The 21,790-nt window shown below is 72.0% G+C and carries 21 protein-coding genes and 1 pseudogene; 12 read left to right on the forward strand and 10 right to left on the reverse strand.

The genetic code is table 11. The annotated features are described in order from the left end of the window. Positions 1 to 7: 7 nt before the first annotated feature. Positions 8 to 1,213, forward strand: coding sequence for a DegT/DnrJ/EryC1/StrS family aminotransferase (locus tag ABZS54_RS28220; RefSeq protein ID WP_355541940.1), 1,206 nt, complete (start codon positions 8 to 10; stop codon positions 1,211 to 1,213). 93 nt (positions 1,214 to 1,306) lie between these two features. Here ABZS54_RS28220 and ABZS54_RS28225 read toward each other — a convergent pair whose 3' ends face one another. After that, a complete protein-coding gene (locus tag ABZS54_RS28225; protein WP_355541943.1) occupies positions 1,307 to 1,885 on the reverse strand; it encodes a YceI family protein in 579 nt (192 codons plus the stop codon). A gap of 185 nt (positions 1,886 to 2,070) precedes the next feature. On the opposite strand from ABZS54_RS28225, the gene ABZS54_RS28230 reads away from it, so the two are divergent. Continuing rightward, positions 2,071 to 2,505 carry a MarR family transcriptional regulator gene (locus ABZS54_RS28230; RefSeq protein WP_355541946.1) on the forward strand — a complete coding sequence of 145 codons (435 nt, stop codon included), beginning with the start codon at positions 2,071 to 2,073 and terminating at the stop codon, positions 2,503 to 2,505. A 187-nt stretch (positions 2,506 to 2,692) separates the two neighbouring features. Here ABZS54_RS28230 and ABZS54_RS28235 read toward each other — a convergent pair whose 3' ends face one another. Beyond that, the gene (locus ABZS54_RS28235) at positions 2,693 to 3,439 is read right to left on the reverse strand and encodes a nucleotidyltransferase family protein (protein WP_355541949.1); all 747 of its coding nucleotides are present in this window, start codon (positions 3,437 to 3,439) and stop codon (positions 2,693 to 2,695) included. Between the two features lie 126 nt (positions 3,440 to 3,565). Between ABZS54_RS28235 and ABZS54_RS28240 the strand changes: the two genes are divergently transcribed. The 3 genes from ABZS54_RS28240 to ABZS54_RS28250 all read left to right on the forward strand — a co-directional run bounded on the left by ABZS54_RS28240 (position 3,566) and on the right by ABZS54_RS28250 (position 5,456). Beyond that, positions 3,566 to 4,294 carry a hypothetical protein gene (locus ABZS54_RS28240; RefSeq protein WP_355541952.1) on the forward strand — a complete coding sequence of 243 codons (729 nt, stop codon included), beginning with the start codon at positions 3,566 to 3,568 and terminating at the stop codon, positions 4,292 to 4,294. Then, on the forward strand, positions 4,291 to 4,881 hold the full coding sequence (locus tag ABZS54_RS28245; protein ID WP_355541955.1) for a DUF3558 family protein: 591 nt from the start codon (positions 4,291 to 4,293) through the stop codon (positions 4,879 to 4,881). Before ABZS54_RS28240 ends, ABZS54_RS28245 begins: the two co-directional genes overlap by 4 nt. 110 nt (positions 4,882 to 4,991) lie before the next feature. Further along, positions 4,992 to 5,456: a hypothetical protein gene (locus tag ABZS54_RS28250; RefSeq protein ID WP_355541958.1), complete on the forward strand. Its 465-nt coding sequence runs from the start codon at positions 4,992 to 4,994 to the stop codon at positions 5,454 to 5,456. Between the two features lie 29 nt (positions 5,457 to 5,485). Here ABZS54_RS28250 and ABZS54_RS28255 read toward each other — a convergent pair whose 3' ends face one another. After that, complete coding sequence (locus ABZS54_RS28255; RefSeq protein WP_355541960.1) at positions 5,486 to 7,747, reverse strand: hypothetical protein; 2,262 nt, start codon at positions 7,745 to 7,747, stop codon at positions 5,486 to 5,488. Between the two features lie 133 nt (positions 7,748 to 7,880). Continuing rightward, a complete protein-coding gene (locus tag ABZS54_RS28260; protein WP_355541963.1) occupies positions 7,881 to 8,345 on the reverse strand; it encodes a DUF4442 domain-containing protein in 465 nt (154 codons plus the stop codon). A gap of 87 nt (positions 8,346 to 8,432) precedes the next feature. Between ABZS54_RS28260 and ABZS54_RS28265 the strand changes: the two genes are divergently transcribed. Further along, a complete protein-coding gene (locus tag ABZS54_RS28265; RefSeq protein ID WP_355541966.1) occupies positions 8,433 to 9,239 on the forward strand; it encodes an enoyl-CoA hydratase-related protein in 807 nt (268 codons plus the stop codon). A gap of 23 nt (positions 9,240 to 9,262) precedes the next feature. On the opposite strand, the gene ABZS54_RS28270 is transcribed toward ABZS54_RS28265, so the two are convergent. Beyond that, on the reverse strand, positions 9,263 to 9,619 hold the full coding sequence (locus ABZS54_RS28270) for a hypothetical protein (RefSeq protein WP_355541969.1): 357 nt from the start codon (positions 9,617 to 9,619) through the stop codon (positions 9,263 to 9,265). Positions 9,620 to 9,819: 200 nt separating this feature from the next. On the opposite strand from ABZS54_RS28270, the gene ABZS54_RS28275 reads away from it, so the two are divergent. Together ABZS54_RS28275 and ABZS54_RS28280 are read left to right on the forward strand one after the other, a co-directional pair. Beyond that, positions 9,820 to 11,193 (forward strand): CoA transferase, encoded by a 1,374-nt coding sequence (locus tag ABZS54_RS28275; RefSeq protein ID WP_355541972.1) that lies wholly within the window; start codon positions 9,820 to 9,822, stop codon positions 11,191 to 11,193. A 201-nt stretch (positions 11,194 to 11,394) separates the two neighbouring features. Continuing rightward, positions 11,395 to 11,901, forward strand: coding sequence for a hypothetical protein (locus ABZS54_RS28280; protein ID WP_355541997.1), 507 nt, complete (start codon positions 11,395 to 11,397; stop codon positions 11,899 to 11,901). Between the two features lie 87 nt (positions 11,902 to 11,988). Here ABZS54_RS28280 and ABZS54_RS28285 read toward each other — a convergent pair. Further along, positions 11,989 to 12,465: pseudogene (locus ABZS54_RS28285) on the reverse strand (SAM-dependent methyltransferase); the annotation flags it as partial. On the opposite strand from ABZS54_RS28285, the gene ABZS54_RS28290 reads away from it, so the two are divergent. Then, complete coding sequence (locus tag ABZS54_RS28290; RefSeq protein WP_355541975.1) at positions 12,423 to 12,842, forward strand: STAS domain-containing protein; 420 nt, start codon at positions 12,423 to 12,425, stop codon at positions 12,840 to 12,842. The pseudogene ABZS54_RS28285 and the gene ABZS54_RS28290 sit on opposite strands and share 43 nt — an antisense overlap. Here the strand turns inward: ABZS54_RS28290 and ABZS54_RS28295 are convergent. Further along, entirely contained in the window at positions 12,747 to 13,742 is a 996-nt protein-coding gene (locus ABZS54_RS28295; RefSeq protein WP_355541978.1) for a sigma-70 family RNA polymerase sigma factor, read from the reverse strand. The two genes, ABZS54_RS28290 and ABZS54_RS28295, sit on opposite strands and share 96 nt — an antisense overlap. Before the next feature lie 106 nt (positions 13,743 to 13,848). After that, complete coding sequence (locus ABZS54_RS28300) at positions 13,849 to 14,163, reverse strand: UBP-type zinc finger domain-containing protein (protein ID WP_355541994.1); 315 nt, start codon at positions 14,161 to 14,163, stop codon at positions 13,849 to 13,851. Positions 14,164 to 14,395: 232 nt separating this feature from the next. On the opposite strand from ABZS54_RS28300, the gene ABZS54_RS28305 reads away from it, so the two are divergent. From ABZS54_RS28305 to ABZS54_RS28315, 3 genes are all read left to right on the forward strand, one after another. After that, on the forward strand, positions 14,396 to 15,880 hold the full coding sequence (locus ABZS54_RS28305) for an NAD(P)/FAD-dependent oxidoreductase (RefSeq protein ID WP_355541981.1): 1,485 nt from the start codon (positions 14,396 to 14,398) through the stop codon (positions 15,878 to 15,880). Positions 15,881 to 16,001: 121 nt separating this feature from the next. Continuing rightward, the gene (locus ABZS54_RS28310) at positions 16,002 to 16,925 is read left to right on the forward strand and encodes an SDR family NAD(P)-dependent oxidoreductase (RefSeq protein WP_355541984.1); all 924 of its coding nucleotides are present in this window, start codon (positions 16,002 to 16,004) and stop codon (positions 16,923 to 16,925) included. 53 nt (positions 16,926 to 16,978) lie between these two features. Continuing rightward, entirely contained in the window at positions 16,979 to 17,914 is a 936-nt protein-coding gene (locus ABZS54_RS28315; protein ID WP_355541987.1) for an alpha/beta hydrolase, read from the forward strand. An 81-nt stretch (positions 17,915 to 17,995) separates the two neighbouring features. Here the strand turns inward: ABZS54_RS28315 and ABZS54_RS28320 are convergent, their stop codons facing one another. Then, positions 17,996 to 20,224: a UvrD-helicase domain-containing protein gene (locus ABZS54_RS28320; RefSeq protein WP_355541989.1), complete on the reverse strand. Its 2,229-nt coding sequence runs from the start codon at positions 20,222 to 20,224 to the stop codon at positions 17,996 to 17,998. Between the two features lie 268 nt (positions 20,225 to 20,492). Next, positions 20,493 to 21,790 (reverse strand): putative Ig domain-containing protein (locus ABZS54_RS28325; protein WP_355541991.1); only part of this gene is annotated, 1,298 nt, incomplete at its 5' end.

Raw genomic sequence — 21,790 nt, forward strand, 5'->3', positions numbered from 1 at the left:
GGCACTCATGCGCAAGATCCCGTACGCCGGCAGCGTGCACGACCAGAGCGAGATCGACGCAATGTTGGCGGTGCTGAACGGGCCGCCCTCGGCGATGGGCATCGGACGCAACGTGGCGGCCATGGAGGCGCGCGTCGCGGAGTTGTTCGGCAAGCGCAACGGCCTGATGTGCAACTCGGGTTCCTCCGCGCTCTACCTCGCGATCGAACTGCTGCGGCTGTCCCCCGGGGACGAGATCGTCACCTCCACGCTGACCTTTTCCACGGACATCGCACCGATGGTCAAGGCCAGTCTGGTGCCGGTGCTCGCGGACGTCGAGCCGGACACCTACCAGATCGACCCGGCCCGGATCGAGGCCCTGATCGGCCCACGCACCCGGGCGATCCTGACCCCCAACCTCGCGGGCAACGCCCCCGACTGGGACGTGATCCGCACGATCGCGGATCGGCACGGCCTCAAGGTGATCGAGGACTCCTGCGACGCGCTCGGCGCCACCTTGCGCGGGACGCCGACGGGTACCCGCGCGGACATCTCGGTGACCAGTTTCGCGATGTCGCACATCATCACCTGCGCGGGCAACGGCGGCATGGTGCTCACCGACGACGAGGACCTGCGCGACCGGGGCCTGATGCTGCGGCGCTGGGGTAGGCGCAGCGAGTTGCAGTTGTTCGGCTCCAAGCGCGGCAACCGCGACTTCTTCGAGGAGATCGACGGCGTGCTGTACGACAATCTGTTCATCTTCGACGAGATCGGCTGGAACTTCGAGCCCTCCGAGCTGGGCGCCGCCTTCGGTCTGGCCCAACTCGCCAAGCTCCCCCGGTTCCTGGCCACCCGCCAGGCGCACTTCGCGGCGCATCACGCCTACTTCGACGCGCGCCCCGAGTTCACCGCGCCGCGGCAGACCGACGGTCTGGAGACGGGATGGCTCAACTTCCCCATCCTGTTGAACGAGGGATTGTCCTTCACCCGCGGCGAGATGCAGGCGTGGCTGGAGGAGCGCGGGGTGTCCACCCGCACCGTGTGGTCGGGCAACATCCTGCGCCAGCCGGGCTTCAAGGACATCGCGCATCGCGCCGACCCGGCCGGCTACCCGAACGCCGACCGGGTGATGGAGCAGGCGCTGATCGTGCCGATGAACCACCGGATGGACGCGGAGGACGTGGCCTACATCCACGAGCAGGTGGACGCGTTCCTGGCGAGCCGCCGAGCCTGAAGCCGCCGGGAGGAGCCGGCCGAAGCCGCCGATCGCATGCCGAGGGCCGGGCGCGTCGCGCCCGGCCCTCGGCATGTCCCGTCGAATGGAGGCTCAGCCCTCCTGGCGGATGGCCTCGCCCTCGATCTCGATCCTGATCTTCTTCGAGACCAGCACGCCGCCGCTCTCCAGCGCCTGGTTCCAGGTCATCCCGAAGTCCTCGCGGTTGATCTCGGTGGTCGCGGTGAACGCGAGCACCTCCTGCCCCCACGGGCTGGTCGCCAGACCCTCCAGCTCGACCGCGAGTTCGACCTCGCGGGCGATGCCCTTGATGGTCAGCTCGCCGAGCAGGGTGAACTCGTTGCCGCTGCGGCCGCTCAGGCGCAGCGTGCGGAAGGTCATCTGCGGATACTTCTCCGCCTCCATGAAGTCCGCGCTCGCCAGGTGGGCGTCGCGGTCCTTCTGGCCGGTGGTCATGCTCGCGGTGGAGATCGTGGCTTCGACCCGGGAGGCCATCGGGTCCTCGGCGACGGTGATCTCGCCGGAGAATTCGGTGAACTGCCCGCGCACCTTGCTCACCATCAAGTGCCGCGCCGTGAACCCGACGCGGGTGTGGGCCGCATCGAGCGTGTACGTGCCGGCCGTCGGGATCGTGAGCCCTTCCCAGTCGCGGCGGGGCGTCGTGGAGGTCATGTCGCACTCCTCGGGGAGATGTTATTGCTTCGCGGATATCGACCCAAGCAATAGCTTGAGCAAAGATATTCCGCACATCAACTACTGGCTATGATGGAGGCATGCACACTCCCCCGAGAGCCGCATCCCCCGCCTCTTCGACGACCACGCGCGCTACACCCTTCGACGATCCCCGCATCACCGCCATGGGACTCCTCGTGGAGGTCTACACCGGCCTGATGAACCGACTCGGTCCGCAGTTGGGCGAGCACGGTCTGTCCACGGTGGACTTCAACGTGTTGGTCCGGCTGTCCCGCTCGGCCGAGCAACGCTTGCGAATGAGCGACCTCGCCGCCCAGACGTCGCTGTCCACATCCGGGGTGACTCGGGTGGTGGATCGCCTGGAGAAGGAAGGACTGGTCGCCCGGGAGAACTGTCCCACCGACCGCCGAGCACTGTTCGCCGTGCTCACCCGCGACGGCGCGGACCGAATAGGCGGCGTCCTGCCCGGCCATGTCGAACTGTTGCAGACCTGGCTGATCGACCCGCTGACCGAGGGTCAGCTCGCCGGTCTGCTGGACGGGCTGCGGGTGGTGCGCGACACCGCCAACCCGGGTGCCCGCGCGGGCATCACGTCCTGACACCGCGGCCACCGAGTAGCTCAGTACGCTCAAACCCGTGGCCGCGGGGGTCACGGGAAGCGCGCACAAGAGACCCCGACCAACCCACTCGCTGACGGAGGAAGCCGCCAGGAAACCCCGGGAGAACGGTCCGTCCCCGGCCGCCGAGCGGCTGGGGACGGACCCGTTCGACCCGAAGGAGGAGCGCTCAGCCGTCGCCGCGCAGCTCCCTGGCCGCCTCGGACAGATCCTTGGCGGTGTCGATCGCCCGCCAGTAGGCGCCCTGCGGGATGGGGAATCCCGCCAGCCGCTGGGCCCGGGCGAGCCCGGGGAACGTGGTGCGCTCGTGGTCGCCGATGTCCGGCAGCAGCGCGGTGAACTCGGGCGCGAACACGTACACACCCGCATTGATCAGGTACGGCGAGGGCGGCGCCTCGATGAAGTCCAGGACGTGGCCGTACTTGTCGGTCTCCACCACCCCCCACGGAATCCTGGGCCGGGCCAGCGCGAGCGTGGCCAGCGCGGTGCGCTCGTGATGGAAGGCGGCCATCTCGGTGAGCGAGAACCGGGTCCAGATGTCGCCGTTGGTGGCGTACCACGGCTCGTCCGGGCGCGGCAGCGCCGCGGCGGCGAACTTCAACCCGCCACCCCGGCCCAGCGGCTCGGTCTCCACGACGGTCTCCACGCGTACCGGCAGATCGGCACTCTTGAGCCAGTCCTGGAGCACCTCCGCGAGGTGCCCGCAGGAGACCACGACATCGCGCACGCCCTCGGCGGCCAGCCAGCGCAGCTGGTGTCCGATGATCGGCGTGCCGGTGCCGGGGATCTCCACCATCGGCTTGGGTCGATCGTCGGTATAGGGGCGCAGCCGGGAACCCTGTCCGCCGGCGAGGATCACGGCCTGCGTCACCGCGCGAGCCCCCGGGTGGGTGGTTGAGTGTGGTGCGGAAGTCATGGGCGCATTATCGCGCCCTCACATCCCCCTCGACTTCCAAGGGAGGTACCACTCGTTCGGAAACGCCGCGGGCCCTAGGTTCATCTCATGGACGACTGCACTTCGAACACCGGGGGGAACACCAAAGTGCGCACCAGGACTGTCCGCACGGGAGCGATTGCGGTACTCGTCGCGCTGACCGTCGGCGCCGGCGTCGCCGGCTGCGGCAACAACGACAGGTCGCCGCTGGACACCGTTCGCGCCCTCGAGACCGGCAAGCCGACGCCGACGAGCAAGCCGACCGGTCGACCGACGAGCACCGCGACCAAGCCGCCGCGCCGCACCACCGCGCCGCCCACCGACAGCGCCTCGGCGTCCGCGAGCTCCTCGGCCACGGCCTCGTCGAGCGCCTCCTCGACCGGCACCTCGGGGCCGGCGACCGGTTCGACCGGGCCCTACATCAACGATCCGTGCCGCTTCTTCACCGCGGCCGAGGTGGCCACACTGCTCGGCCTGCCGGTGGCCAAGGCGGAGGTGGACGAAAAGCTCAAGAGCTCGAGCAGCTCGTTCTGCGACTACCGGGACTCCCGAGGGTTGTCCATGATGACCGTGATGATGTCCTCCAGCGACGCCAAGTACAGCACCGCCGAACAGGCCGCCAAGGGCACCATCGATACCGGTGACAACCCCACGGCCCTGCCCGGCGTGGGCGACGCGGCCTTCACCTACCGCGACTCGACCTCCAACGGCGTGGTCTGGGCCAAGCTGCTCGGCGACACCTACCTGGACGCGGACGTCTACATCGGCCGCAGCGACAAGGACGTGTCGGCCGACGTCCTGGCCGGCATCGCCCGAACGATGGTCGGCCGGCTGTGACCGCGCGCGTCGGGCCCACCGCCACCCTGGTGGGGGTGGTGGGCCTGGCGTGCCTGCTCGGCGGCTGCGACGACTCGGACGCGCCGCCCCGGCACGCGGCCGTCTCCGCGCCCGCGCCCGGCGACAACGCGGGCGCACCACCCCGGCCCACCCCCTCGCCGGTGGGCAACAGCACATCACCCGCCGACAGTTGCGACCTGCTCTCGCCCACCCGGGTCGAGGAGGTGCTCGCGGTCGGCCCCGTGCACACCAGGTCCGCGGACGCCGGGCGTACCTGCGAGTACCTCGACTCCGGAGGCCGGCACGTACTGTCCGTCACCGTCGGGCAGTTGCCGCAGGCGATGGTCGGCGGACCGCTGGACACCGCGCGCTCGACCGCCACCGGTCCGGGCCCGCACGAGGCGCTGCCCGGGATCTCGGACGCGGCGGTGGTCTACCGCGATCCCGCGCGCGGCGACGGCATCGCCTTCGCCCGCGCCCGCGGCGATCTGGTCACCTCGGTCGACATCACCATCCCGGTCGTCGATCGCGAGCGGCTGGTCGCGCTGGCCCGCACCGCGGCCGCGGCGCTGGACGCGTCCGGCTGAGCGGGCGGGTTCGGGGTAGGCACCGGCAACCTGGTGCCCGAGGCGTCGTCCCCGGCGCGTAGGGTCCGGGTCAGGGCGGCGCCTGCCGCGGCCGGGAGGAGGGCTCACCCATGACGGATCGGGATCCGCACGCCGTCGTGCTGCTCACGAACCGCATCAGCTCGCGGATCAGCACGAGCGGCGGACCGGCCCTACCCCTGCGCGACGCGTTGCGCGTGTACACCGAGCACGTCGACACCGGCGTCGCGGCCCGCTACGCGACCGTGGTGACCGACCTCGCGGACGCCGATGTGGCCCTGCTGCGCCTGCCCGAGGACCACCACGGCGCCGAGTTGGAACGGATCGTGGACATCGCCGCGTCGGTGCCCACGGTCGCGGTGATCGACCTGTATCGGCCGGCCGCGGTGGCCGATCTGGTCGGCTACTGCGCCGCGTTGCTGGGCACCCGGGGCGCGGACGACGAGGGTGTGCTCGACGTCGTCTTCGGCCGCTACGCGCCCGCCGGCCGGCTCGTCAGCGATCTGCCGGCGGACGCGGAGCCGCTCTTCGAAACCGGGCACGGCCTCTCCTACTGATCCTCGACTGTCGATAAATTGACGATCCATCAGTGTGTTTTCCGGGTGATGTTCAACACGTCCACGGCGCCTTTCGCGTCGCCGATGCCGGCGAAGTCGACCGCGACGAAGTTCACTTGCGCACCGCGTTCGCGTTCGCACCGGCGGGCCCGATCCAGCAGGAAGGGCCGCGAGTTGACCTGTCCGGCGTCGAGCCGGCTGCCGCCGGCGGAGGTGATGAAGTTGTTCAGCAGGAACAGCCGCTTGTCCACGTCGCCGCGATTGGGCGAGCAGTTCATCTCGGCCGGGCTCGCATAGGCGTACGGCGTCTCCATCCCGTACTTGTAGAAGTTGCGGTACCACGGCACGGGCCCGTCGGCGCGTTCGGCGAAGACCACCAGCCGGCGGTTCTTCTCGATCATCGAGCCGAGCGTGGGCCAGGGCTCGCTCGGGTCGGCCGCCGGCGTGAACAGCAGTCGCTCCAGGCCCGCCTCGCGGAACGCCCATTCGGTCTGCTGCGCGGTGATCGCGTCCTGCACGATCATGGTGACCACTTCATGCGGGTTGCGATCCATCCACTGGCCCACCGCGCGCAGCGTCTCCACCATCGGCAACGCGCCGCCGCGGCACACCGAGTGGCACAACCACAGCCCGGGTCGGGCCGGCGCGACGTCGTTGACCACCCCGGCGACGATCTTGCGCGACTCGGGATCCAGGTCCGATTCGGCGAGCCGGCCGGCCACCTCCTCCGGGGCCTCCCACGTGTACGAGTCCACCAACAAACCGCGCACGCCGGCGTCCAACTGGGTGACGATGTCCGCGTCCTGGAGCGGGCTGAGGAAGCGGGCGGCGGTGGAGGACATCGAGTTGTGCGTGGCCAGGTAGGCGACCTGGTCGTAGCGCCGGTTGCACAGCTCGGTCATCCCGTTGCAGCGCTTGGCGTCGGAGCCGGACCCGGAGGTGGGCACCGGAACGAAGATGGTCAGCGCGATCGCCCCGGCCGCGACCACCGCAGCGCCGGAGGTGAGCACCTGCCGGGTGGTGTGCCGCACCGGCGCGGCCCGCCGGTGCTTGTGCTTGTCCCACAGCGCGACGGCGCCGAAGGTGAGCCCTCCGAACACCAGCGGCACCGCCGCCGCGGCCAGCCAGACCCCGACGATGTCGCGCGCCGCGGCCTCCTGTAGGTCGCCGGTCAGCCGGACCACCGAGGGCGCCCAGCCGTCCCGGTTCTCGGAGACCACGTGCGGCAGCAGGCCCCACGCGATGAGGCAGCCCACCCCGGCGAGCAGCCCGCCGCCCGCCAGGGCCAGCGCGGGCAGCCGCAGCCGGGCCGCGCCGCGCGCCGACCCGGTCCGCCACAGCACCACCAGGCCCAGCAGCGCGGTCACGCTCGCCGCGATGAGCAGCCGGCCCAGGCCGAACACCGTCATCGCGCGCAGTTGTTCGAGCTGGCCCAGCTTCAGCCTGGTGTCCCGGTCGGCCTGGCTCGCCCGCAGATCCAGGGTCAGGTCCCACGTGCCACCGCCCGAGAGGCCGGTCAGGCCCAACTGCGCCTGCCGAACCTTCTCGCCGAAGATCGCCGGGACGACCGCCACCAGCACCCCGCCCAGATCGTCGGCGCGCAGCGAGGCGACCACCTGCCCGCGGATCGGGGCGCGCGCCTCCGCCGGCAACCGGGCCAGGATCAGGTCGGCCACCTCGGGAGCTGCGGCCGGGTCCAGGTTCAGCGCCGGCAGCGCCTCAGGCGGACGACCCTGCGCGAGCGCGTCCAGTGCCCTGGACACGCCGTCCACCAGCGCCGGCGCGTTGTCCTCCGTCACCCGGGGTACGTCGCCGGTGAGGTCGCCGACGAACACGTCGGCGACCTTGCCCAGGTTGTTGATCACCGGTTTGAGGTCGACGGCCAGCCGCAGTTCGCGCTCGTCGCCGCGCAGGTAGCCGACGGTGTGCCCGACCTGCTCACGCACCATTCCACGCAGTGTGGACGGTGGCAGTACCAGGCGCAGATTGGCGGTGACCTGGTTGGGCGGTATCGGCAGCCGGCCCAGCAGGTCATTGGTGACCCCGGCGAGGCGGGGGTCGACCAGCACCTCGTCGTAGAGCCGGTCGTAGGCGTGCTCGCGTTCGAGCACGCCGTCGTACCAGTCGGCGGAGAGCACGGTGGCCCGCGCGACGCCGAGTCCGGTGACCACCGTGATGGACAACACCACGAGAGCGGTCGTCAGGGCCCGCAACACGCGGCGCCAACGTCGCCACGCCTCGCGGGCCCTGAGTCGGCGGGACACCTTGCCCACCACGATCGGCCCGGTCACCCGAGCAGTATTAGAAACCATCACCAACCCGAAGCAAACACATGATCGGGACGTTCCCGACCGGCACGGGCCCTTGCATGCCCTGGCGCCGTGACCGGAAACGTCCACCGGTCACCGCGCCAGTGTGCGCCTCTCAGGCGCGGTTGGGGCGCAGCGTCCAGGTAACGGTCATTTCCGCCGTGGTGGTACCCGTTTCATCGCGGATGATGATCGCGACCTCGAACTCCGGGCGCTTGCCCGCGTCCAGTTCGGCGACCACGTCGGCGGCGGGGCGGCCCAGGCGGGCCTCGGCCAGCACCGGGCCGCGCGCGACCTTGAGGTAGCGGATCGCGGCGTCCACCGCGAGCGGCGTCGCGCGCGGGAGTTGGTCGCCGAACGCGGCGAGCACGATCGCCCCGGAGGCGGACTCGGCGAGAGTGAACATGGCGCCCGCGTGCGGGCCGGCGATGTGGTTGTGATGCGCGGACTCGTCCGGCAGTCGCAGCACGGCGCGGTCGGCGGCGAGCTCCACGAATTCCAGGCCGAGGGTGCGCACGAAGGGCACCGAGGCGCGCAGGCCCTCGGCGACGGCGTCGAAGTCGGTCGTCGATTCAGTCATGGGCGCGATGCTACCGGCAGGTAACTTCCTTCGGCGCGGCGCCTCACGGCATTTCCTTCACTCTGTGAATATGTTTGACTGAGTCACATGAAATACGTGCGCATCGAGCGTCCCGAACCCCGCATCGCCATCGTCCGACTGGATCGGCCGGACCGGCTCAACGCGCTCTCCGCGACCATGGTGAGCGACCTGAAGGCCGCCTTCGCCGGCCTGCACCGCGAACGCGGGCTGCGCGCGATCGTGCTGACCGGCGAGGGCCGCGGCTTCTGCTCCGGCGCCGACCTCTCCGGCGACCCGGACCACGCACCCGACGCCGAGGGCCGCGGCCCGGTCGGACACGTCTACCGTTCGCAGGAACACCTGTCCGAACTGATCCTGGCCGTGCACGAATGCGAGAAGCCGGTGATCGCCGCCGTGCACGGCGCGGCCGTCGGCGGCGGCCTGGCGCTGGCGCTGGCCTGCGACCTGCGGGTCGCGGACGAGAGCACCCGGTTCGGCTCGGTGTTCATCAAGGTCGGCCTGTCCTCCGCCGACGTGGGCACCAGCTACCTGCTGCCGCGCCTGGTCGGCCCCACCCGCGCAGCCGAGCTGATGCTCAGCGGGCGGCACTTCGACGCCGCCGAAGCCGACTCCTACGGCCTACTCAACGCCCGCGTGCCGGCCGGCGAACACCTGCCCGCCGCACTGGACCTGGCCCGGGGCATCGCCGCCAACAGCGAGTACGGCGTGTGGATGACCAAGAAGGGCCTGTGGTCCGGAATCGGCGCGACCTCGCTGCGCCAGCAACTCGAACTGGAGAACCGCACCCAGGTGCTCGGCACCTTCACCGGCAACATGACCGAGGCCGCCGCGGCCTTCCGCGAGCGCCGGTCCCCGACCTGGCAGGACATGTAGACCGCCCCACCCGCGAACGACGCTCAGTCGCCCGCCCGATGCCCGGGTCCCGCCCAGCGGAACGGCCGTCCCGCCGCAGCCGCGTGCTCGCCAGGATTCGCCGCGAGCCGGACCTCCTCGATCGCATGCCCGTGCGCGCCCCGACCCGGGACCCGGGTGAGGTAGCCGGCCGCGGCCAACTCGTCCAGATAGCCCGCGATCGACTCGGCGCTCTCGCCCGGACGGGTGCCCAACACTCGCGGGTCCGGGCGGGCACCGTCCGGCAACAACAGCAGATACACCGCGAGGCCCCGTGCCGGCACGCTCAGCCGGGCGTCCTTCAGGAGCGCGTCGTGCGACCCCAACCCCGACCCGCCGTCCTCCCCCCAGATGCGCCTCATGACCTCAGTCTCGAACACGACCGCGCCCGACGGGGCAAACCGCACAACCCCTACACAAACGAGTGACCAATCGTTTGCCCGGACGCCCACAGTGCGGACGCGGACACACTCGGGCACCGGGCACCCGCTAGTTTGCCCTCAGGGGCTCCTCGAACAGGTGGTCCCACCGGCTCCATAGTTGCGAGAACCGTGAGGCTTCGATGCGTACCACCCCCGCGCAGCTCCTCGAACAGGCCTGGCGCGCCCTCGGCGGCGACCCCGCCGACCGCGCGCACATCACCCTCACCGGCCCCGAGTACACCCTCTCCTCCGCGCTGCCGGTGACCGCACTCGCCCAGGCCTCGATCGGCGTCGTCGCGCTCGCCGCGCGCGAACTGGGCGCGGCTCGCGGCACGTCCTTCGCCGCACCGGTGGTCCTGGACAGCCGCGCCGCGGCCACGGCGATGGCAAGCGACCGGCATCTGCGCCTGGCCGGCCGGCCGTTGGTGTCGATGCACCCGCTCTCCCGCTTCCATCGCAGCGCCGACGGCTGGGTCCGCCTGCACGGCAACTACCCGCACCACCGCGCCGCGGCCTTCAGCGCGCTCGGCGTGGACTCGGTGGACGCCGCGATCGACGCACTGGCCAGGCTCACCGGCACACAGATCGAGGAACTGCTCGCGGCCCACGGCGCGTTGGGCTTCGCCGTGCGCGAACCGAGCGAATGGGCCGCGCATCCGCAGGGCGCATCGATCGCCGCCCTGCCGCTGCTGGAGCTGACCCGCACCACAGTCGGCGACCCGTGGTCCCTCAGGCGCGACCCCGCACCCGCCGCCGGCGTCCGGATCCTGGACCTGACCCGGGTGCTCGCCGGCCCCACCGGCACCCGCACCCTCGCCCATCTGGGCGCCGACGTCCTGCGCGTGGACTCGCCGCACCTGCCGGAGAACCCGGGCGAGTACTGGGACAACGCGTTCGGCAAACGCTCCACCCTGCTCGACCTGCGTGATCGCACGGATCGCGCCCGCTTCGACGAACTGCTCTCCCGGGCCGATGTGTTGATCACCGGCTACCGCACCGACGCGATGGCCGCGCTGGGCCTGGACCAGAACACGCTCGGCGCCCGGCACCCGGGGCTGATCACCGCCGCTTTCAACGCGTGGGGCCCCGGGCCGTGGATCAACCGCCGCGGCTTCGACAGCCTGGTCCAGGGCGCCTGCGGAATCGCCCGGATCGAGGCGGGCGAACGGCCGGACCCGGGCGCGCTGCCGACCCAGGCACTGGACCGGGCCACCGGATACCTGCTCGCGGCGGCCGTCCTGCGCGCCCTGACGCTGCGCCTGGCCGACCACCGGGGCAGCAGGATCGACCTCGCACTGGCCCGCACCGCCCGCTGGTTGACCGGCGCCCACGCGCCCGACGAGCCCGAGGTCGCCGAGCCGTACGACCCGGCCCCGTATCTGACCACCACCGACACGGCCGTGGGGCCGCTCACCCACGCGCTGCCGCCGTTCGAACTGCCCGGGCTGCCCGCGGCATGGGCCGATCCACCCACCCCCTGGGGCTCCGACGCACCGGTGTGGCGCACCGCCTGAACCACCCCGTCGCCGCGTCTTCGGCCGCACCCCGGCGAACCTCCCGACCCACCGTCAACTTCCGTACCGACAACCGGACTTGATCGACAAATGCGCAGGTCGCACGGATCCCGATGTCAGTGCCGGATGGGATGCTCGACGCATGGGTTGAGCGCCACCGCGGCCGACCCGCCGCGGCTCGACGCAGAGGAGGATCCCTCGATGTCCACTGTCAACACCATGATCCGGCTGACCCCCGTGAAACCCGCGACCGTGCGCCGGGCCCTGACCCGGATCGACACCAAGACCGTGCGCACCCACCCGGACGGCGTGCGGCCCGGCGCGCCCGGCATCTCGGTACGCACACTGGCCACTCTCCAGCGTCGGCGCCTGATCCGACTCGGCGCCGAAGTGCCGCTGCGCGGACGCAACATGGGCATCACCAGGGCCGGCCGACAGGCGCTGATCGCGCGCGGCGCGCACCGCAAGGGCGCCTGGGCGCGGCTGCTGCGCGAGGAACTGACCTGGACCACCGCGGGCGGCGAGGTGCTGGAGATCGCCGCCATGCATCCCTACCACTGCGCGAACGCGGCCGCCTGGCTCCAGCGCAACGCGTCGGCGATCCGCGCCGACGCCGAACCGCGCCGGCGCGGCGACGCGGTCGCCTGGATCGACGAGACGCCGCTGATGCGCGCGCTGGTGGCCGCGGTCGAGGGCGCCCTGCCGTAAAGCGCGTCGAGCCCGGCGTTCGTCCACCGAACCGGTGGGCGACCGCCGGGCTCGGGGCGGCGCCCCCACTGGGACCTTACGGCCGACCGCGGTGTGGATCCACGACTGCGCCGGCCGCTCGGGTGACAGGTCCGCGTCCTCATGCGGACGCCACAACGCCGCTTGGACCAGGCCGGGTTCGACCAGGTCCACCCCGGCCCGGAAGGACGCGATCTCGGCGTGCGGGCGCGGCAGCATGAACTCGGCGTCGTCGTTGACCTCCAGCACCCGCTCCGCGGAGATCGGCGGCAGGAAGTCCGACGGGGTGTGCGAGGCGATCGGCAGGCTGCCCGAAGGCACCGCGTCCAGCCGCCGGTTCACCACACCCGCCGGGTCCTCGACGGAAGCCCGTTCCACAAGGGACTTGCCACGCTTCGCACCCCGACCGGGAACCCTCGACGACGTCCGGGCGAACCCGGGTGATGAGTTTTGCCCGCCACAACGGTCATCACCGGGTACAGCGTCGTCACAGGAGGTCGTCGATGGTCGCTCCGTCCGAAACACCCACCGCGCCACCCGGCGCACTGATCGTGTACGCGCCGCTCGTCCGCGCGGACGTCCCCGGTCTGTGCACCCGCCTGCTCACCCTGCTGAGCGGCGATCCGGCCGACCCGTTCCCGTGCGACGTGAGCGCGCTGACCCGTCCGGATCTGGCCGCGATCGAGGCGCTGGCGCGGCTCCAGCTCACTGCCCGCGGCCTCCACCGGCGGATCCGACTGCACAGCGCGAGCGGTGAGTTGTGCGACCTGCTGACCCTGACCGGCCTGGACTCGATCGTCCCGACCGGCCCGGGCCCGGCCGCGACGCTAGGGCCTGGCATCCAGTGTCGGCGGGAGACCGAACAGCGGGAACAGGTGCGGGACGTCGAGGAAAGAGTTGAGGCCGATGATCTGCCCCTGTGACATCTCGATCACCTGGAGCGCCCACGGCTCGAAACTGCCGCCGGGGCCGCTGGGGCGGTACTGCCCGAAGCCCGGCGTGCCGTTCGCCACGATCGGGACCAGCCGCGAGCCCCGGCAGCCGTGGCCGGTGCCCAGGAACCACGCACGGATGTCCTCGTGCCCGCGCAGCCACAGCTCGTACGGCGGCATCGACAGGGTCGCGTCCTCGCGCAGCAGGGCCGTGAGCGAGTCGAGGTCGTAGCGCTCGAACGCGTCCACATAGCGGGCGAGCAGCGACTGCTGCTCCTCGTCCAGCGGCCGCACCGGGTCGGTCGCGGCGACCTCGTTCTCCGCGAGCGCGGCCCGGGCCCGCTGGAGCGCGCTGTTCACCGAGGCCACCGTGCTGCCGAGCAACTCGGCCACCTCGCTCGCCTTCCAGGCCAGCACCTCGCGCAGGATCAACACGGCGCGCTGCCGGGGCGGCAGATGCTGGAGGGCGGCAACGAAGGCGAGCCGCACGCTCTCGCGCGCGACGGCCAACTCGGCCGGGTCGGCCACGCTCGGCACGACGCGGCCGTCCGGGATCGGCTCGATCCAGGTGGCCTCGGGCAGCGCGGGGGTCAGCGCCGAGGAGGCGGGCACGGGTGAGGACAGGTCCATCGGTCGGGCGCGGCGCGCGCGCCCGTTGAGGCTGTCCAGACACACGTTGGTGGCGATCCGGTACAGCCAGGAGCGGATCGAGGAGCGGCCCTCGAATCGGTCGAAACTCTTCCAGGCCCGCACCATGGTGTCCTGGACCGCGTCCTCCGCCTCGAAGACCGAGCCCAGCATCCGATAGCAGTAGCCGGTGAGCTCCACTCGAAACGGCTCGAAGTGCACTTCCACGACGTCGGCGCCGTCCGTTGCCACGAGATCACTCATCGGGTACTCCCACCGATTTCCGCTGTGTCGACCACGCCCCAGAGTCTAGGCAGCCGCACCGACACGCTCCTCGGCATCAGGGTTCGCGGCCGCCCGGTCCCGGGCGTCAGTCCACCGGCACCGCGACGAGTTCGTCCGCATAGCACCACGCCCACTCCTCGCCCGGCTCGAACGAGCGCACCAGCGGGTGGTTCGCGGCGTGCCAGTGCGCGGTCGCGTGCCGGTTCGGCGAGCTGTCGCAACAGCCGATGTGACCGCACGTCAGGCACTCCCGCAGGTGCACCCACTGCGTACCGTCGCGCAGGCAGTCCTCGCAGCCCTTCGTCGAGCCCGGAACCACCGTCTCGGGCAGCGTACCCAGGTGCTCGCAGGGCCCGTTCGTGGGTCGCCCGGCACCGTCCTGGACCACCTGGTAACGCATCCCGGTCATCGTCTTACTCCTCACCACAGCGCCACGGGCGTCCCGCGATGCCGCGGGCCCGATCGATCTTCCTCTTCCCTACCACGCAGGGCACGACCACGCGAGCGCGGTGGCCCGGCGGCACCACCACGCGGCGGCGGTGACGGCACCAGGGCCGCGCACGGTCTTCCGCACCGAGACTACTTGTCAGTAGCCTCCGGATGCAGCGCCCCAATCCGGTACGGAGGCCGCAGTGGACACGACGCACGTTCGGGTGGCCGTAATCGGGGCGGGCTTCTCCGGCCTGGCCGCCGGCCATCGACTTCGACGGCACGCCGGCATCGAGGACTTCGTCATCTTGGAGCGCGCCCACGACGTCGGCGGCACCTGGCGGGACAACACGTACCCGGGCGCGGCCTGCGATGTGCCGTCCAACCTGTATTGCTTCTCGTACGCGCCGAACCCGGCCTGGTCGCACGCGTTCTCGGCGGGCGCCGAGATCCAGGCGTACCTGCGCCGCTGTGCGCGCGAGTTCGGCCTGCTGCCGCACCTGCGACTCGGCCACGAGGTGACCGCCGCCCGGTGGGAGCACGAGCGGGCGCGCTGGCGACTGACCACCGGCGCCGGCACGTACACCGCCGACGTGGTGATCGCCGGAGCCGGCCCGCTCACCGAGCCGGCGCTGCCCGCGCTGCCCGGTCTGGAGGACTTCGGCGGGCACGTGTTCCACTCCGCCCGCTGGGACCACGAGCACGACCTGACCGGCAGGCACGTAGCGGTGGTGGGTACGGGCGCCTCCTCGGTCCAGTTCGTCCCGCGGATCCAACCGCGGGCAAGCCGCCTGGACGTGTACCAGCGCACGCCGCCGTGGATCATGCCGCGCCGCGACCGACCGCTGCCCGGCTGGCAGCGGCGGCTCTACCGGCGGCTGCCGGCGGCGCAGCAGGTGGTGCGTCAGGGGTTGTACTGGCAGCGCGAAGCCACCCTCGGCGCGTTCTTGGGGCCGCGCGACTTCTTCACCGCACTGGCCACGAAGCAGGCCTTGGCGCACCTGCGCAAACAGGTCACGGACGCCGGGCTGCGCACCCGACTGACCCCCGACTACCGGCTCGGCTGCAAGCGGGTGTTGCTGTCGAACGACTACTATCCGGCGCTGAACAGGCCCAACGTCGAGGTGGTGACCTCCGCGATCACCGCGGTGCGCCCGGGCGGGTTGGTCACCGCGGACGGGATCGAGCACAAGGCGGACACGATCGTCTTCGGCACCGGGTTCGAAGCCACCCGGCCGCCGATCGCGAGCATCGTCACCGGGCGCGACGGGCGCACGCTGAGCGAGGTGTGGTGCGAGGGGATGGCGGCCCACCAGGGGTCGATGGTGGCCGGCTTCCCGAATCTGTTCCTGGTGATCGGTCCGGGCACCGGGCTGGGGCACTCGTCGATGACCGTGGTGATCGAGGCGCAGGTGCGCTACGCGGTGGACGCGATCCGGCAGATGCACGATCAGGGCATCGCCGATGTCGAGGTGCTGCCCGAGGCGCAGGACGCCTACAACGAGTGGCTGGACGAGCGGATGAGTCGCACGGTGTGGACCACCGGCGGGTGTACGAGTTGGTACGTGGACGAGCGCAACGGCCGGGTCACCGCGCTGTGGCCGGGTTCGCTGACCCGATTTCGGCGGATGAATCGAGGCTTCTCGCCGGCGGGTCATCGGGCGCGGCGGTGGGATCGACTCGCCTAGGCCAGTTATCGGATCATCAGACTTATCCGGTCGTGGAATCTGATGAGATGCAGGCGGCCCTGCGCGCGGTGCGAGCGGGACCGGCGGTCCGGGGTTCGGGCGGTACGAACAGGGAGTGCGTGTGATCCGGGAATTCACAGGTCGGGTGTGCGTCGTCACCGGCGCGGGATCGGGCATCGGGCGAGCCCTCGCGTACGAACTGGCCGCGCACGGCGCGCGGCTCGCGCTCGCCGACGTGGACGCGGCGGGGCTCGACGAGACGAAGGCGCGGGCCGCGCGGCTGGGCGCGCGGGAGATCCACTGCGCGGTCCTCGACGTCGCCGACCGTGCGGCCGTGCTCGCCTGGGCGGACGCCACCGCGGATCGGTTCGGCGGGGTCGACCTCGTGATCAACAACGCCGGCGTCGCCTTGACCGCGAACGTCGAGGAGATGTCCTGGGACGACTTCGAGTGGCTGATGGGGATCAACTTCTGGGGCGTCGCCTACGGCACCAAGGCATTCCTACCGCACCTGCGCCGCTCGGCCGAGGGGCATCTGGTGAACATCTCGTCGGTGTTCGGATTGTTCGGTGTGCCCTCGCAGAGCGCTTACTGCGCGGCCAAGTACGCGGTGCGCGGCTTCACCGAGTCGGTGCGCCAGGAGATGCGGCTCTCCGGCTCCGGGGTCGGGGTGACCACCGTGCACCCGGGCGGGATAAAGACGAACATCGTGCGCAACTCGCGCGCCGCCGCCGGGCACGACAAGGACGAGGTGGTGGCGCTGCACGACGCGGCCTCGCGCACCTCGGCGCAGCGCGCGGCCCGGATCATCCTGCGCGGCGTGCGCCGCGGCCGGGCCCGGGTGTTCGTCGGCGCGGACGCGACCGCGATCGACGTCGGCTCCCGGCTGCTCGGGTCGATATTCGAACCGGTGGTGCGCGCGGTGTCCAACCGCACGGGTGCCACCACCCTGGTGCCCGCCCCGCGCCCGGAGCCGGCGCAACCGCCCGCCGCGGCGCCGGTTGTGCCGTCGAACGGGTATCCGGACCCCATTACCGGCGGGTAGAACCCCGTTACCGGCGGGTAGAAAAGAGAGCAGGGCGTAAGCGGGAGGCGAACATGACGGCGGACATCAGGGGCTCCGGGGCACTCGTGCGACAGAACGTCACGGTCCGTACCGGCGACGGCGCGGCACTTCGGGTGAACGTGTCGGGGCCGCCGGATGCGGCGGTCACGGTCGTCTTCGCGCACGGCTGGACCCTGCACGGCGACATCTGGCGGGCCCAGGTCGAGGCGCTGGTGTCGGCGGGCGTGCGTACGGTCAGCTACGACCATCGCGGACACGGGCGATCCACCGCAGGGCGAGCCGCTCCGTGGACGATCGACCTGCTGGGCGACGACCTCGCCGACGTGATCGAGGCGGTCGCGCCGAACGGCCCGGTGCTGCTGTGCGGACACTCCATGGGCGGCATGACGATCATGGCGCTGGCCGCGTCCCGGCCCGAGCTGTTCGGGTCGCGGGTGGCCGGCGTGGTCTTGGTCGGCACCTCGGCGGGCGACCTGGTGCCGACCGGACGCGGGCTGCCCGCGGCGGTGCGGCTCAGGTCCGCCGCGCAGACCCGATTCTTCACGTTCGGACGACGCCACCCGCGCCTGGTGGCCCGGGGGCGGACCCTGCTGCCGGGCCCGAACCGGCCGGGTCACCTGCGAATCGTGCGGCGCAGCCTGTTCGGTCCGACGGCCGACCCGACGGTGGTGCGCGACTGCGCGCAGATGTTGTTCGCGACGCCGATGACGACCGTATGCGGATTCTTCCCGGCGCTGGCCGGCCACGACAAGGCCGGCGCGCTGACCGCGCTCGCGGGCGTGCCGGTGCACATCGTGGTGGGCGCCCACGACCGGCTCACCCCGCTCGCGCACAGCCGGGCGCTGGCGGTCGAGCTGCCCGAGGCCACGCTGCACATCGAGCCCGACTGCGGGCACATGGTCTTCACCGAACGCCCGGACAGCGTGATCGCACCACTGCGCACCCTGTGCGCGGGCATGGCCGCGTGAGACGTGCCGTGACGCGAACGCCGGCCGGGCCGGGCCGACCGGTCCGTCCGGCGTTCGCGGACGGACCGGTCCCCGGAAGCGTCAGCGCGGTTCGATCCCCAGCAACTCCGCGGTCCAGTCCGGATCCGCCGTGACCACGGCCAGCAGCCGGGTGGCCCGAGTCAGCGCCACGTAGAGCGTGCGCATGCCGTTGGGCGACTGCTCGACGATCCCGCGCGGGTCGACGATCACCGCAACGTCGAACTCCAGGCCCTTGGCGTCGAGCGCGTCCATCGGCTGCACTCGCGGGTCCAGGCCCGCCAGCTCGGCCGCCAACTCCTCGGTCGCCCCGACCGGGGTGACCACGCCGATGGTGCCCTCGACCGTCTCCAGCAGTTCGCGCACCAGCTTGCGCACCACCGGACCGGTCCGCTCCCCCGCCGTGGCGTGCACGGTCGGCGGCTCGCCGCCGCTGCGCACCGCCCGGGCCGGGCGTGCCCCGGGCACCGCCCGCACAAGCACCCGCGCGGCGACGTCGGCCACCTCCACCGGGTTGCGGTAGTTGGTGGTCAGCTCGAACTCGTACCGGCCCCGCTCGCGCAACGCCTCGGCCATCGCCGCCGCCGACGCGCTCGGGTCCTCCCACGCGCTCTGCGCGGGATCCTCGACGATGGTCCAGGTCGCGTGCATGCCGCGCCGGCCGAGCATGCGCCACTGCATCGGAGTCAGGTCCTGCGCCTCGTCGATGACGATGTGCGCGTACTCGACCGGCTCGTCCTGGTCCTCGTCGCGCGGCCTGCGTGCGCCGCGCCCGCCGGCCATCCGGTCCGCGTAGGTGGTCACCTCGGTGATCTCGTCCGGAACGTCCCGGCCGACCGTCTCGCCGCTGAAGATGTCCCGGCCGTCCACCACGTACGGGTTGTCCTCGTCCGGGTTGCCGTAGGCCACCGTGCGCTTGCGCGGCAGCGGCCCGAGCAGGCCGGTCAGCTCGTCCATCAGCGCCACGTCGTGGAAGGAGACCTCGCCGGTGCGCGCGGTGCGCGCCCACGAGTTCGCCAGCACCGACACCTGCGGGGGCGTCAGATCGCGTTCGTGGCGGCGCAGCCGCTCCGGGTCGGCCAGCCCGGCGAGCACGTCCGCGGGCCGCTGGAGCGGCCACCACGCGCGCAGGAACGCGGCGAACTCGTCGCGCGCGGCCACGTCCTCGTGGAACGCGTCCTTCTCGCCGCGCCCGGCGCCGCGCGAGAGCAGCCGGCCCCACAGCTCGGTGAGCAGTTGGCGGGCCACCTGGAGTCGGGCGGTGTTGGGGCCGCCGCGGTTCTTGGCCAGCACCTCGCGGCGGATCCGGCGCAGCGCCTTGTGGTCGAGCACGATCCTGGTGCCCCGGTGCGAGATCGCGAACTCGGTCGGCGCGCCGGCCGGCACGTCGGCCACCGCGCGGCGGAGCAGGTGGGTCATCGCGGCGGCACCCTTGAGCTTCGCCGCCGCCGCGTCGTCGTGGTAGGCCGCCTCGACGCCCTCGACCATGTCGCCCAGCGAGCGCAGCACCGCGCCGCCTTCGCCGAGCGAGGGCAGCACCCGTTCGATGTAGGCGGTGAAGCGCGGGTTGGGACCGACCACGAGCACGCCGCGGGAGCCGAAGCGGCGGCGGTGTTGGAACATCAGGTACGCGACCCGGTGCAGCGCGACGGCGGTCTTGCCGGTGCCCGGGCCGCCGCGCACGATCACCGAGCGGTCGATCGGCGCCCGGATGGCCTCGTCCTGCTCGCGTTGGATGGTGGCCACGATGTCGTGCATCGAGCCGTCCCGGGTCCGCGAGAGCGCGGCCAGGAAGGCACCGTCGCCGACGATCACCATGTCGCCGGCGGCGTCCGGGTCGAGCAGGTCGTCCTCGATGTCGACCACCGAGCGGCCTCGGCAGTGCAGCACCCGGCGGCGGACCACGCCGCGCGGGTCGTCCGGGGTGGCCCGGTAGAAGGCCTCCGCGGCGGGCGCACGCCAGTCGACGACGAGCACCTCGCTGTCCTCGTCGCGAATGCCGATCCGGCCGATGTGGCGGACCTCGTCGTCGAGCTGGTCGAGTCGGCCGAAGACGAGTCCGTCGTCGGCGGCGTCGAGTGAGCGGGCCCAGAGTTCGGCGCGGTAGACCATGACGTCCCGCTCGACCAGCGCCGCGCGCGTGCCGACCTGCGCCTGCCGGTAGCCCTGTTGAAGCAGCGCCTGGGCTTCGTCGCGCATGTGTTCCAGGCGCGTGTAGGAGCGATCGACATGGCCCTGTTCCGCGGCGAGCTCGCGTTCCTTGGCCTGGGGGTCGCCTGCCGGCGCGGGCATAGTGATGCTCCTTGTGATGTGACACAGGTCTGCGCCCACGGTGGACGAGGCGCCGACGATCGTATGGCGTCGCCGGCGCTGTCCCCCGCGGGCCGATCCGCCCACGGGGGTTGCGGCTGGGGTCGGGGGTGCTCCCCCGAGGGACACAGTATTCGGGACCCGCGTCGGTCTTCGCGACGCCCGGGCCCGGCAGGGCCGATCACGGCTGGTCGAAGACCGGTTTCGGGACGCCCCCGGCGGGTCCGCTCGGCCGCTGTCCGGGCCCTGCTCAGGCCTGCCTGGTGCGCAGCCGGCGCACCGCGACCACGACACCGATCAGGCCGACGAGTCCGAGTATCCCCCACAGCCAGGTGCTCGCGCCCGAACCGCCGTCCCCGCCGGTACCGCTCGGCGCGAGGGCGGCCTGCGCGGATCCGGCGGACGTCGCGGCCGGGGCCGTCACGGTGATCCCGAAGCGGGCCTTGGCCTCGTGCCTGGTCGGCGCGGTGTCCGAGACGGTGATCCCGAATCCGGTCTCGCCGGAGGCGGTGGGAGTGCCGGTGATCACACCGCCGTCCGGATCCAGGGTCAGTCCCGGCGGCAGCGGGTCGTCGGCGACCCAGTGGTAGGGGGCGGTGCCGCCCTGGACGGCGAGCTTGGCGGTGTAGGGCTGCCCGACGGTCGCGGGCGGCAGTACCGCGGTGGGCAGCACCAGTGCGGCCGAGGGCACCGCGTCGACGGGCGTGGACGGGTCGGATTCGCCCACCGCGTTGATCGCGGTGATCGTGTACGAGTAGGTGGTGCCGTTGTCCAGGGCCTGATCGGTGTAGGTCAGGGTGTCCGCGCCCAGGGTGGCCGGCGTCGCCGCCGATCCGGCTTCGCCGTTGGTCGAGCGCAGGATCCGGTAGCCGGTGATCGGGCTGTCGCCGGTGTCCGCCGGCGGCATCCAGGACAGCACCGCCTGGCCCTGCCCGGCGGTGGCGGCCAGGCCGCCGGGCGCGCCGGGCTTGACGCTGCCCGCTCCGGACAGCGTGACCGTGCGGCTGCCGCCGGGGATGTTGCCGGTCAGGGTGAGCGTGCCGGCGGCCGAGCCGCGTACGGTCGGGCTGAACGTGATCGCGAAGGAGCACGCGGAGCCGCCGGGCACGTTGGTGTCCGGGCCGGACGCGCACGTGGTGCCGGTGGCGTCGATCGCGAAGGGGCCGTCGACCTTCGCGGACGCGATCATGAACGGCACGTCGCCCGCGACGGTGATCGGCAGGTTGCGGGTGGCTTTGCGGCCGACCGGGGAGGTGCCGAAGTCGATGGCCACAAGCAGGTCGCCGACCTGGGCGGCGGGCACCGTGAAGGACAGCAGCGCGTGGCCGTCGCCGACTCCGCCGGTGGCGGAGGTCTGCGCGCCGGGGAAGACGATCGGGTCGGCGTACGCGCCGTTCCCGCCGGCGGCGGGGGCGAACAGCCAGGGAAGCGGGGCCGTCACCGAGGACAGCGTGGTGCCGTTGTCGGCGATCGCGACCACCAGGGTCGCGCCGGCCCGGACCGGACCGTTCGCCGCGACCGCGGTCGAGCCGGCCACCGACGCTCCGG

Source organism: Embleya sp. NPDC005575 (genome assembly GCF_040605455.1).
In the GTDB taxonomy this organism is placed as follows: domain Bacteria; phylum Actinomycetota; class Actinomycetes; order Streptomycetales; family Streptomycetaceae; genus Embleya.

Bases quoted from the DNA above. Each gene is read 5' to 3' on its own strand.
- ABZS54_RS28250 (WP_355541958.1), top strand. From the start codon at position 4,992: ATGACGGATCGGGATCCGCACGCCGTCGTGCTGCTCACGAACCGCATC.
- ABZS54_RS28280 (WP_355541997.1), top strand. From the start codon at position 11,395: ATGTCCACTGTCAACACCATGATCCGGCTGACCCCCGTGAAACCCGCG.
- ABZS54_RS28265 (WP_355541966.1), top strand. From the start codon at position 8,433: ATGAAATACGTGCGCATCGAGCGTCCCGAACCCCGCATCGCCATCGTC.
- ABZS54_RS28300 (WP_355541994.1), bottom strand. From the start codon at position 14,163: ATGCGTTACCAGGTGGTCCAGGACGGTGCCGGGCGACCCACGAACGGG.
- ABZS54_RS28290 (WP_355541975.1), top strand. From the start codon at position 12,423: ATGGTCGCTCCGTCCGAAACACCCACCGCGCCACCCGGCGCACTGATC.
- ABZS54_RS28315 (WP_355541987.1), top strand. From the start codon at position 16,979: ATGACGGCGGACATCAGGGGCTCCGGGGCACTCGTGCGACAGAACGTC.
- ABZS54_RS28230 (WP_355541946.1), top strand. From the start codon at position 2,071: ATGGGACTCCTCGTGGAGGTCTACACCGGCCTGATGAACCGACTCGGT.
- ABZS54_RS28270 (WP_355541969.1), bottom strand. From the start codon at position 9,619: ATGAGGCGCATCTGGGGGGAGGACGGCGGGTCGGGGTTGGGGTCGCAC.
- ABZS54_RS28260 (WP_355541963.1), bottom strand. From the start codon at position 8,345: ATGACTGAATCGACGACCGACTTCGACGCCGTCGCCGAGGGCCTGCGC.
- ABZS54_RS28225 (WP_355541943.1), bottom strand. From the start codon at position 1,885: ATGACCTCCACGACGCCCCGCCGCGACTGGGAAGGGCTCACGATCCCG.
- ABZS54_RS28220 (WP_355541940.1), top strand. From the start codon at position 8: ATGCGCAAGATCCCGTACGCCGGCAGCGTGCACGACCAGAGCGAGATC.
- ABZS54_RS28235 (WP_355541949.1), bottom strand. From the start codon at position 3,439: ATGACTTCCGCACCACACTCAACCACCCACCCGGGGGCTCGCGCGGTG.
- ABZS54_RS28275 (WP_355541972.1), top strand. From the start codon at position 9,820: ATGCGTACCACCCCCGCGCAGCTCCTCGAACAGGCCTGGCGCGCCCTC.
- ABZS54_RS28320 (WP_355541989.1), bottom strand. From the start codon at position 20,224: ATGCCCGCGCCGGCAGGCGACCCCCAGGCCAAGGAACGCGAGCTCGCC.
- ABZS54_RS28295 (WP_355541978.1), bottom strand. From the start codon at position 13,742: ATGAGTGATCTCGTGGCAACGGACGGCGCCGACGTCGTGGAAGTGCAC.